At 71.6% G+C, this 11,305-nt stretch carries 10 protein-coding genes; 7 read left to right on the top strand and 3 right to left on the bottom strand.

Annotated elements, in window-relative coordinates:
• The first annotated feature begins 32 nt into the window (after positions 1-32).
• From edd to J2S57_RS20790, 6 genes are all read left to right on the top strand, one after another.
• Positions 33-1,937, top strand: coding sequence for a phosphogluconate dehydratase (gene edd, locus J2S57_RS20765; RefSeq protein ID WP_307245532.1), 1,905 nt, complete (start codon positions 33-35; stop codon positions 1,935-1,937).
• Positions 1,934-2,569 (top strand): bifunctional 4-hydroxy-2-oxoglutarate aldolase/2-dehydro-3-deoxy-phosphogluconate aldolase, encoded by a 636-nt coding sequence (gene eda / locus J2S57_RS20770; RefSeq protein ID WP_307245534.1) that lies wholly within the window; start codon positions 1,934-1,936, stop codon positions 2,567-2,569. The genes edd and eda overlap by 4 nt, the downstream gene beginning before the upstream one ends.
• Positions 2,570-2,706: 137 nt before the next feature.
• Positions 2,707-3,948 (top strand): threonine--tRNA ligase, encoded by a 1,242-nt coding sequence (gene thrS, locus J2S57_RS20775; RefSeq protein WP_370882690.1) that lies wholly within the window; start codon positions 2,707-2,709, stop codon positions 3,946-3,948.
• 166 nt (positions 3,949-4,114) lie between these two features.
• Positions 4,115-5,038 (top strand): NADP-dependent oxidoreductase, encoded by a 924-nt coding sequence (locus J2S57_RS20780; RefSeq protein WP_307245538.1) that lies wholly within the window; start codon positions 4,115-4,117, stop codon positions 5,036-5,038.
• Positions 5,039-5,064: 26 nt separating this feature from the next.
• A complete protein-coding gene (locus tag J2S57_RS20785; RefSeq protein ID WP_307245540.1) occupies positions 5,065-6,132 on the top strand; it encodes an alkene reductase in 1,068 nt (355 codons plus the stop codon).
• 247 nt (positions 6,133-6,379) lie between these two features.
• Positions 6,380-7,180, top strand: coding sequence for a PIG-L deacetylase family protein (locus J2S57_RS20790; protein WP_307245542.1), 801 nt, complete (start codon positions 6,380-6,382; stop codon positions 7,178-7,180).
• A 7-nt stretch (positions 7,181-7,187) separates the two neighbouring features.
• On the opposite strand, the gene J2S57_RS20795 is transcribed toward J2S57_RS20790, so the two are convergent.
• Positions 7,188-7,835, bottom strand: coding sequence for a response regulator (locus J2S57_RS20795; protein WP_307245544.1), 648 nt, complete (start codon positions 7,833-7,835; stop codon positions 7,188-7,190).
• Positions 7,823-8,947, bottom strand: a complete 1,125-nt coding sequence (locus J2S57_RS20800) for a sensor histidine kinase (protein ID WP_307245546.1) — start codon at positions 8,945-8,947, stop codon at positions 7,823-7,825. The genes J2S57_RS20795 and J2S57_RS20800 overlap by 13 nt, the downstream gene beginning before the upstream one ends.
• A gap of 111 nt (positions 8,948-9,058) precedes the next feature.
• On the opposite strand from J2S57_RS20800, the gene J2S57_RS20805 reads away from it, so the two are divergent.
• Positions 9,059-10,138, top strand: a complete 1,080-nt coding sequence (locus tag J2S57_RS20805; protein WP_307245548.1) for a serine hydrolase domain-containing protein — start codon at positions 9,059-9,061, stop codon at positions 10,136-10,138.
• Positions 10,139-10,185: 47 nt separating this feature from the next.
• Here the strand turns inward: J2S57_RS20805 and J2S57_RS20810 are convergent, their stop codons facing one another.
• On the bottom strand, positions 10,186-11,289 hold the full coding sequence (locus J2S57_RS20810) for a substrate-binding domain-containing protein (protein WP_307245550.1): 1,104 nt from the start codon (positions 11,287-11,289) through the stop codon (positions 10,186-10,188).
• Between the last annotated feature and the right edge of the window lie 16 nt (positions 11,290-11,305).

An 11,305-nucleotide genomic window follows, 5' to 3' on the forward strand; every position in this document is an offset into this window, starting at 1 on the left:
TTTCGAAGAAAAAACTAGCTACGCTCCCAGCCATGACCGGACCCAGTGGGCCCATCACGGCCATCCAGGAGATCACCGACCGCATCGTCGCGCGCTCGGTCACCACGCGCACCGCCTACCTCGAGCGCGTATCCGAGGCCATCGACACCGGTGCGGCCCGGGGGCGCCTCGGCTGCGCCAACCTGGCCCACGGGTTCGCCGCGATGGACCCGCAGGAGAAGACCGTGCTGCGGGGCGTCACCAAGCCCAACATCGCGATCGTCTCCGCGTACAACGACCTGCTCTCGGCCCACAAGCCGTTCGAGGACTACCCGGCGCGGATCAAGAAGTCCGTCATCCGGGCCGGCGGCATCGCGCAGTTCGCCGGGGGAGTGCCCGCCATGTGCGACGGCATCACCCAGGGCCGCGCCGGCATGCAGCTGTCGCTCTTCAGCCGCGACGTGATCGCGATGAGCGCCGCCGTGGCCCTCTCGCACGAGATGTTCGACGGCGCCGTCATGCTCGGCGTCTGCGACAAGATCGTGCCCGGCCTGCTGATCGGCGCCCTGGCCTTCGGTCACCTGCCCACCGTGCTGATCCCCGCCGGCCCGATGACCAGCGGCATTCCCAACGGTGAGAAGGCCCGCATCCGTAAGCAGTTCGAGCAGGGGCTGGTCGACCGGCAGACGCTGCTCGACACCGAGGCGGCCTCGTACCACGGTCCGGGCACCTGCACGTTCTACGGCACCGCGAACTCGAACCAGCTGCTGATGGAACTGATGGGCCTGCACCTGCCGGGTGCCAGCCTGCCCAACCCGGGCACCGAGCTGCGCGACGCTCTGACCGACGCGGCCGCCCAGCGCATCGCGAGGATCACCGCGCAGGGCCACGAGTACACCCCGATCGGGCACGTCATCGACGAGAAGGCCGTCGTCAACGGCGTTGTCGGCCTCCTGGCCACCGGCGGTTCCACCAACCACACCATTCACCTGGTCGCGATCGCGCGCGCCGCCGGCATCGCGCTGACCTGGGATGACATCAGCGATTTGGGACGCGTCGTTCCCCTGTTGTCCCGCATCTACCCCAACGGCTCGGCGGACGTGAACCACTTCCACGCCGCGGGCGGGATCGGCCTGCTGGTGCGGGAACTGCTCGACGCCGGGCTGCTGCACGACGACGTCCAGACCGTCGCGGGCCCCGGCCTGCGCCGCTACACCGAGGAGCCGATCGTCGCCGACGGCACCCTGCAGTGGCGTCCCGGTGCCACGCGGACGCTCGACGCCGACGTGCTGCGCCCGGTGAGCGACCCGTTCTCCCCGGAGGGCGGAATCCGCATCGTGCACGGCAATCTCGGCCAGGCCGTGGTCAAGGTGTCCGCCGTGGCCCCCGAGCACCTCCTCGTCAGCGCCCCGGCCCGGGTGTTCGAGACCGACGCCGGCTTCCTCACCGCGTTCCGCTCGGGCGAGCTGACCGGCGACGTCGTCGTGGTCATCCGCCAGCAGGGCCCGGCCGCCAACGGCATGCCCGAACTGCACGGCCTGACCTCGGCCCTCGGTGTCATGCAGGACCGCGGTCAGCGCGTGGCCCTGGTGACCGACGGACGCATGTCCGGTGCCTCGGGCGCGATCCCGGCCGCCATCCACGTCACCCCGGAAGCGGCCTTCGGCGGCCCGATCTCGCGCGTCCAGGACGGCGACCTGATCACCCTCGACTGCCTGTCCAGCACGCTGACGGTCGACGTCGACCCGGCCGTGCTCGCCGCCCGGCCGGCCGTGACCCGCACCGCCGCGCCCGCCTTCGGGGCCGGCCGCGAACTGTTCGCGGCCTTCCGCGCCACCGTCGGCCCGGCCGACCTGGGGGCCAGCGTGTTCACCGACACCCTGGGTCTCAACGCCGGGGCGACCACCAGCAGCCCGGGCCTCGACCTCACCTCGACCGACGAGAGACTCCACGCATGAACAACTCCCTGCTCGACATCTCCCCGGTCGTCCCGGTCGTCGTCGTGGACGACGTCGACTCCGCCGTCCCCCTGGCCCGGGCCCTCCTGGCCGGCGGCATCGGCGTCATCGAGGTGACGCTGCGCTCGCCGGCCGCGCTCGGCGCGATCGCGGTGATCGCCGACGAGGTTCCCGAGATGTTCATCGGCGCCGGCACCGTCTGCTCCGAGCAGCAGGCCCTCGACTCGGCCGCGGCCGGGGCGAAGTTCCTGGTCAGCCCGGGCAGCACCGACCGCCTTCTCGACGGCCTCGACCGGGTCGGCCTGCCCTTCCTGGCCGGCTGCGCCACGCCGTCGGACATGATGCGCCTGATCGAGCGTGGCGTCACCGAGGCCAAGCTCTTCCCGGCCACCGTGGTCGGCGGTACCTCGCTGCTGACGGCGATCTCCAGCCCGCTGCCCCAGCTGCGGTTCTGCCCGACCGGCGGGATCACCGCGGCGACGGCCCCCGACTTCCTGGCCCTGCCCAACGTCGGGTGTGTGGGCGGAACCTGGCTCACTCCCCGCGAGGCCGTGAAGAACGGCGACTGGCAGCGGATCACGGCGCTCGCGGCCGAGGCGGCGAAGCTGCGCCCGTCCGGGAAAAGCGCGTGAGGACGCGGTGAGGGCCTGCTAGCGTCGTGGACGTGAAGCGCGCTGCGGAGACGACGACGCCGGACATGGTCCCGGCGCGCTGACTGCTGTCGTAGTGCGAAGCCCGGGGCGGGTGCCCCGGGCTTCGTCATGTGGTCATCCGTCCCTCGTCCCTCGAGGAGACCACCATGAGCGACCACCGCCGGCTCGGCCGGGAGCTGGAGCTGTTCGACACCGATCCACTGATGGGATCCGGGCTGCCCTACTGGCTGCCCGACGGCGCGAGCGTGCGTCACGCGCTGGAGGAGTACATCCGTTCCGCCGAGCGCCGCGCCGGCTACCAGCACGTGTATTCACCGGTGCTGGGTAAGCGGGAGCTGTACGAGCTCTCCGGGCACTGGGCCCACTACCGCGACGACATGTTCCCGCCGATGGACCTCGGTGGCGAGCAGGTCGTGCTGCGCCCGAGCCTGTGCCCGCACCACGCGCTGATCTACCGTTCCCGCCTGCACAGTTACCGCGACCTGCCGGTGCGGATGGCCGAGCTGGGCGGCATGTACCGCTCGGAGCTGTCCGGGGTGCTGGGCGGTCTGAGCCGGGTGCGGGCCATCCAGCTCAACGACGCGCACATCTTCTGCACCCTCGACCAGGTCGCCGACGAGGCGCAGGCCGCGCTCGCCATGATCCGCCGGGCCTACGCGGCGCTCGGCATCACCCCCAGCCGCTACCGGCTCTCGCTTCCCGGCGCCGGCGGCAAATACGTGGGTGAGCAGGAGAACTGGGGACGCGCGACCGACCTTCTCCGGGACGTCCTGGAACGCTCGGGTCTGGACCACGAGCCGGCCGGGGGTGAGGCGGCGTTCTACGGGCCGAAGATCGACGTCCAGGTCGTCGACAGCGCGGGGCGGGAGTCGACCCTGTCCACCGTCCAGGTCGACTTCCACCAGCCGGAGCAGTTCGACCTGCACTACATCGGGGCCGACGGGGCGAGGCACCGCCCGGTCATGGTGCACCGCAGCATCATCGGCAGCGTCGAACGGGCCGTGGCCCACCTGATCGAGCAGCACGACGGCGCGTTCCCGGCCTGGCTGGCCCCCACCCAGCTGGTGATCCTGCCGATCACCGAGGCCGAGCGCCCGGCCGCGCAGGCCCTGGCCCGGCGCTGCGAGAACCTGCGTGTCGACATCGCCGGTCCGGACCGTGGCTCGCTGGGCGCCCGGGTGCGGGAGAACCGAAAGGTGCCGTACCAGGCGGTGATCGGTGCGCGGGAGGCGTCGGCCGATCAGGTCGCGCTGCGCCTGCGGGACGGGCGGCGGCTCGATCCGATGCCGGCCGCCGAGGTCCTCGACCGGATCGCGGCGATCGTCGGTGCCCACCGCCCGGAGCTCTGGGGGCGCTAGGCCCGCGCCCGTGGATCGTCGTCGGCGGATCGTCGCCGGCGGGTCGTCGAGCCGGTCACCCGGCGTGACCCAGGTCACACCGATTCCGCCTTGCTTCGAATTCGAAGCAGCATATGATCCTCTCATGCTTCGAATTCGAAGCGGTCGGACCAGAAGGAGCTCCACGATGAGGACAGTGCGATTCCACGAGTACGGCGAGCCGACCGTGCTGCGTCTCGAAGACGCGCCGCAGCCGGTCCCGGCCGCCGGGCAGGTCCGGGTCCGGGTGGCTGCGACCTCGTTCAACGGGGTCGACGGCAACATCCGGGCCGGGTTCATGCAGGGACCCATCCCGGTCGCGCTGCCGCACACCCCGGGCCTCGACGTGGCCGGCACCGTCGACGCGCTGGGTGACGGGGTGACCGGCCTCGAGGTCGGTCAGCCGGTCGTCGGGTTCCTGCCGATGACCGAGGACGGGGCCTCCGCCGAGTACGTGCTGGCCCCGGCCGGGATCCTCGCCCCGGCGCCGACGTCGATCCCGCTGACGGACGCCGCGGCCCTGCCGACCGTGGGTCTCACCGCCTGGCAGGCCCTGTTCGAGCACGCGGAACTGACTGCCGGGCAGCGCATCCTGATCAACGGCGCCGGTGGCGCGGTCGGTGGGTACGCCGTGCAGCTGGCCAAGGCCGCCGGTGCCCACGTGATCGCCGTGGCCGGGCCGGGGAGCACGGTGACGGACGCCGACGAGGTCGTCGATCACACCACCACCGACGTCGTGGCCGCGGTCAGTGAACCCGTCCACGTCGTCGTCAATCTCGCCCCGATCGAACCCGCCCGGCTGGCCGCCCTGGTCACGCTCGTCCGCGACGGTGGCGTGCTGGTCAACACCACGGTCTGGATGCCGGCCCCCTCCGACGAGAGCCGTGGCGTGCGCGGCATCAACCTCTTCGTGCGCAGTGACGCCGCGGAGCTGGCCGGGCTGGTCGAGCGGGTCGACGCGGGCACCCTGCGCGTCGATGTCGCCGAACGCATCCCACTGGCCGGGCTCCCCGCCCTGCACGCCCGCGCGGCCACCGGCGCGATCGCCGGCAAGACCGTCGTGACGATCTGAACCCCGACCCGAAAAGGACTGTGACAATGACTCTCTGGACCTCCACCACCGTCGGCACCATGACGCTGCCGCACCGTCTCGCCATGGCCCCCATGACCCGCGACCGTTCCCGGGCCGACGGCGTCCCCACCGACCTGAACCTCGAGTACTACCGTCAGCGCGCCTCGATGGCCCTCATCATCACCGAGGGCACGCAACCCTCGGACGACGGCCAGGGCTACCTGCTGACCCCCGGCATCTACACCCGGGAGCACATCGACGGCTGGAAGAAGATCACCGACGCGGTGCACGCCGAGGGCGGCCGCATCGTCGTCCAGCTCATGCACACCGGCCGCGTGGCCCACCCGGACAACACCCCGCACGGCCGCCGCCCGGTCGCCCCGTCGGCCGTGCAGCCGCAGGGCATGATGTTCACCGCGTCCGGCCCGCAGCCGCTGCCCGAACCCCGCGCGCTGGAGCTCAACGAGATCCCCGGCGTGGTCGAGGAGTTCCGCCGGGCGGCCGCAGCCGCGATCGAGGCGGGCTTCGACGGTGTCGAGATCCACGGTGCCAACGGCTATCTGATCCACCAGTTCCTGGCCGGGAACGCCAACCGGCGCACCGACGGCTACGGCGGCAGCGTCGCCAACCGCATCCGCTTCGCCGTCGAGGTGGCCACCGCCGTCGCCGCGGAGATCGGGGCCGGGCGCACCGGCATCCGCCTGTCGCCGGGCAACCCGTACAACGACATCAGCGAGCCCGACACCCACGAGGTCTACCCGGCGCTGGTCGCGGCCCTGGCCCCGCTGAACCTCGCGTACCTGCACCTGATCCACTGGGGTGACGACGAACTGCTCGGGACCCTGCGCCGCGGGTGGCCGACCGCGGTGCTGCTCAACCGGGGTGGCGCGCCCCTCGAGGCCCGCATCGCCGACCTCGACGCCGGTCTGGCCGATGTCATCACGGTCGGCGCGATGGCCCTGGCCAACCCCGACCTGCCCGCCCGCCTGCGGGCCGGCGCCGCGCTCAACGACCCGGACCCGGCCACGTTCTACGGCGGTGACGAGCACGGGTACACCGACTACCCGGCCCTGGACGCAGTGACCACGAACTGATGCCGACGCGACGGACGGTCTCTCCCGGTCCGGGGGAGCCGTCCGTCGGCGGGCTCGCCCCGGCGCGTCAAGTCCACTACTCTCGTCCACATTAAGATCCGGCCCGACGCGGCCGACAGGTACGAACAGAACCGGACGGAGGCTCACATGCTGCACAGCGCCATCATCATGACGAGCCGCCCGGTGCGGTGTTGTCAGGGCTGACCTCCCGCCCTCGTCAACCCTTCTCACCACCGGAGTCCTGCCCGTGTCCGCAGTTCTGGCCCCTGTCACGCCCACCCGTCAGCTCACCGGCCACTCGGTCGTGTTCGTGCACGCCCACCCCGACGACGAGGCCATCTTCACCGGCGCCGTCATGCACGCCCTGGCCCGCGGCGGTGCCCGCGTCACGCTGGTCGTGGCCACCGACGGCCACGCCGGTCAGGACCTGACCGGTGAGGGCCGCCACGTCGGCCGGGTCCGGGCCCGCGAACTGCGACGGGCCGCAGCCGTTCTCGGCGTCCACGAACTCGTCACGCTGGGATGGGGCGATTCCGGCATCGGCACCGAGACGTCCACCGTCGCCCTGGCCCGTCAGCCCATCACGACGGTGGCCGAGCAGGTCGGCGAGATCGTCGAACGGGTCGGCGCCGACACCCTCGTGGGCTACGACGAGGGAGGCATCTACCCGCACCCCGATCACGTCGCCGTGCACCGCATCGTCGCCGCGGTCGCCCGCAAGCAGAAAGACCTCAGCTACTACGAGGCCACCGTCGACGCCGAGACCCTCGCCCGGCAGGAGGTGCGGCACCTGGTGCTCGGTGCCAACGACGCCGTGCGCCGGGCCGGGGCGGCCAGTGTGCCGGTGGGCCTGCCGACCTCCCGCATCGGAGCCCGTTACCGGGCCCGGCCCGGCGACTTCGCGGCCAAGGTCACCGCGATGCGGGCGCACTCGAGCCAGATCGACGCCGCCCACCTGCAGCAGGAAGACCTGCACTCGGCCTACGGGGTCGAGTGGTTCACCCGCAGCGGCCCGGCCGGGGCGATCGACTCGCTGCTGAACGCCTGAAGAGCTGTCACCCCGGCCGTCCGCTCAGATACATCAGCACCGCCAGCACCCTCCGGTGCCCGCTCTCCGAGGCCACCAGCCCCAGCTTGGTGAAGATGCTCCCGATGTGCTTGTGCACGGCGTTGTCGGTGATGAACAACTCCGAGGCGATGGCCTGGTTGTCCCGGCCCCGCGCCATCAGGGCGATGACCTCGCGCTCGCGGGGCGAGAGGGCGGCGATCGGGTCCGGACGGCGGCGGGCCAGCAGTTGCGACACCACCTCCGGGTCCATCACGGTGCCGCCCTCCGCCACCCGGGTCAGGGCATCGGTGAACTCCCCGACCTGGCTGATGCGATCCTTCAGCAGGTAGCCCAGACCGCCGCCCGCGCTCAGCAGTTCGGCCGCGTACTGCTGCTCGACGTACTGCGACAGCACCAGAACGGGCAGATCCGGGTGACGGCGCCGGGCCTCCAGCGCCGCCCGGACCCCCTCATCCCGGAAACCCGGCGGCAGCCGCACGTCCACGATCGCCACGTCCGGGCTGTGCTCCCGCACCGCCGCCAGGAAGGCGGGAGCGTCACCGGTCAGCTCGGCCACCTCGAAACCGGCCTCGCCGAGCAGGAGTTCGAGGCCGCCGGCGAGCAGCACATTGTCTTCGGCGATCACCACGCGCACGGCAGCTCCACCCGGATCCGGGTCGGGCCACCGGCCGGACTGTCGATGCGCAGGGTGCCGTCCAGGGCCCGGGCCCGTTCCCGGATGCCCTGCAGCCCGCTGCCTCCCGACGGATCGGCGGCCCCGGTGCCGTCGTCCGTGACACACACGAACAACCGGTCCGTGAGCCCCACCGACACCTCGGCGGCCGTGGCGCCGCTGTGCCGGGCCACGTTCGTCAGGGCCTCCGCGACCACGAAGTACACGACCGACTCCACCGCGGCCGGTAGCCGCCCGACGTCTCCCAGCTCGAGCCGGGCCGGCACGGCGCTCGTCGCGGTGAGCGCGGCCAGGGCGCCGGGCAGACCCCGGTCGGACAGGATCGGCGGGTACACGCTGCGCAGGACCGCCCGCAGCGACTCCATCGCGTTCCTGATCTCCGAGTGGGCCTGACCCACCAGCATCCCCACCTTTTCGTGATCACCCCGGGCGTGGGCCTTCTCGGCGACACCGAGCCGCACCGCGATGGCCACCAGGTGGGCCTGGGTGCCGTCGTGCAGGTCGCGCTCGATGCGGCGCAGCTCTGAGGCGTGGGCGTCGAGCACGTCGGCGCGGGTACGGGTGAGCACGTTCACCCGGTCGATCAGCTCGTCGGTGGGGGAAGGGGCCAGCACCACGAGGCAGGCACGGGCCCAGAGCCGGGCGACCGGGCCGAAGGTCAGCGCGGCCACGGCGGTGAGCAGGCCGAACTGCAGTGGGCCGAGCAGGAGGGCGTCCGACCAGGTCCGCACCGGGACCTCGACGAACAGGCGAGGCGGATCGGCGGGGGAGAAGGCCCACCAGAACCCGGTCGCGAGCACGGCGACCAGCGCGTTGCCGGCGACCAGCAGGGTCGCGACCCCCAGGGCGGTGCCGACCAGTGCCTGGGCCGGCATCCAGGCCAGGACCCGTGAGCGCGCGGGCGGCCGGGCCTCGTCGGCGCGCCGCAGCATCCGCAGGGCGCGGCGCTGGTGTCGTACGGCCCAGTGCCGGGCCGTCTTCCGCTGCCCGGCCAGCGGCAGCAGCAGCACCGCCACCGGACCCTCGATCAGGCCGGCGAGCAGATACCGGCCGCCCCGCGTCGCGTCCCCCATCCCGCCAGTCTGCCTGAAACGACGCGGACGGGGCACTACAGCCAGCTGTAACCGGGTGGGGGCAGACAGGGGTACTGCGCGCCGGCCGGGCCGAAACCTAGCGTCGGGGACATGAAATCACTGACAGCGTTCGTCCTGGCATCTCTTCTGTGCGGGGGCGCCCCGGATCACCTGCAGCGCGACGCCGACGCGCTGGTCTCCCTGGGGGTCGTCGGCGTGCAGGCGCAGATCATGGACGGGGGCGGCACGAGGCTCGTGACCGCCGGAGTGTCCGACCGGCTGACGAGAAGGCCGATGCCGCGACAGGGGCGGTTCCGGATCGCCAGCACCCGCAAGGCGATGGTCGCGGTGGTGGCCCTGCAGCTGGTGGAGGAGAAGAGGCTGCGGCTCGACGATCCGGTGGCGCTCTGGTGGCCCGGGGCCGACGAGCGCATCACCGTGCGGCACCTGCTCCAGAACACCTCGGGTCTGCACGACGACCAGCCCGGATACACCACGCCCGAGGAGTATTCGCAGCAGCGCTACGACGTGCACACCCGCGCCGAGCTCATCGCCCGCTCGCTGCGGCATCCGCTCGACTTCGCGCCCGGCAGCGGCTGGGGCTACTCCAACACCGGTTTCCTGCTTATGGACGTGGTGGTCGAGCGGGTGGGCGGCGCCCCTTCGCGGCGGCTCGTCGAGGACCGGATCGCCCGGCCCCTCGGGCTGCGGTCGCTGGGCTGGCCGGGGACCTCCCCGGCCCTGCCGGATCCGCATTCCCGGGCCTACCAGCAGTTTCCGGGTGGGACCCTGACCGATGTGACCGAACAGGTGCCGGGTGACCCCGACGCGATCATCGCGTCCACCCGTGACCTGAACGTGTTCTTCCGGGCACTGCTCGGCGGGCGGCTGCTGGCTCCGGCACAGCTGGCCGAGATGCAGCGGACCGTACGGGTCGGACCGGAGGTCGAGACCTTCTATCCCGGCGCGGAATACGGGCTGGGACTGATCAGCCGGCCGCTGCCGTGCGGCGGCCGGTACTGGGGGCACGACGGGGGTGACGCCGGGTTCATCACGGTCACCGGCGTCACCGCGTCGGGCAGGCGCAGCGTCGTCATCACGATGAACACGGCGCTCGGAGGATCCGCGGACTCCCCGCTGCGGCAGCAGAGGCTGGCCGACGAGCTGGTGAATCACGCGTTGTGCGAATGAATCTCGGGGCGGGGACCTCTCGGCCGGGAGGACCCCGCCCCGACGTGCTACTTCGTCAGCGGCCCCAGCTTCGGGTCGTCGGCGTACGCCTCCACCGCGTTCTCCTTGGTCACGATCACCGGCGGCAGCAGGTAGGCCGGCACGACCTTCTCGCCGTTGTCGTAGGACTTGTCGTCGTTGATCTCCGGGGTGTCACCCGCCTGCAGCGACTTCACCATGGTGATGGTCTGGGCCACCAGCTTGCGGGTGTCCTTGTTGATGGTGGAGTACTGCTCGCCGTTCATGATCGACTTCACCGACTCCACCTCGGAGTCCTGGCCGGTGACCACCGGCACCGGCTTGCCCGCGCCCTTGACCGAGGTGATGATCGCCCGGGCCAGTGAGTCGTTGGGCGAGAGCACGCCGTCGGGCGCCTTGTCGCCGCTGTAGGCCGAGGTGAGCAGGGAGTCCATGCGGGACTGGGCGTTCTCGGCCTTCCAGCCCTGGGTGGCCGTCTGCTTGATGTCGGTCTGCTTCGACCCGACCACCACGTCACCGCTGTCGATCGCCGGCTGCAGCACGCTCATCGCACCGTCGAAGAACACCTTCGAGTTGTTGTCGTCGGGCGACCCGGAGAACAGCTCGACCGTGTACGGGCCGTTCGGCTTCTTGGCCTTCATGCCGTCGAGCAGCGCCTGGCCCTGCAGTTCGCCGACCTTGAAGTTGTCGAAGGCGACGTAGTAGTCGAGGTCGGGGGTGTTGGTGATGAGCCGGTCGTAGGCGATCACCGTGGCGCCCGACTGCTTGGCCTGGGTGACCTGGGTGGACAGCTGGGCCGCGTCGGTCGCGCCGATCACGATGACCTTGGCGCCCTTGGTCACCATCGCGGCGATCTGCGACTGCTGGTCGGCCACCGTGGTCGAGGCGCCGGCGTACTGCACGTCGCCCTGGAAACCGGCCTCCTTCAGGCCGGACTCGAACAGGCCGCCGGCCAGTACCCAGTTCTCCGAGGTCTTCGCGGGCAGGGCCACGCCGATCAGCGCGTCCTTCGCGAACCCCTTCTCCGGGGCGGCGGAGTCGCCGGTGTCGCCGTCGCGCTCGGAGCCGCACGCGGTGAGCGCCAGGAGAGCGGCAGCTGAGATGACGACGGTCTTGGTGATGAAAGTGCGCATGCTGCGGGACCACCCT

Origin of the sequence: Kineosporia succinea (genome assembly GCF_030811555.1) — a bacterium.
GTDB classification, from domain to species: Bacteria; Actinomycetota; Actinomycetes; order Actinomycetales; family Kineosporiaceae; genus Kineosporia; species Kineosporia succinea.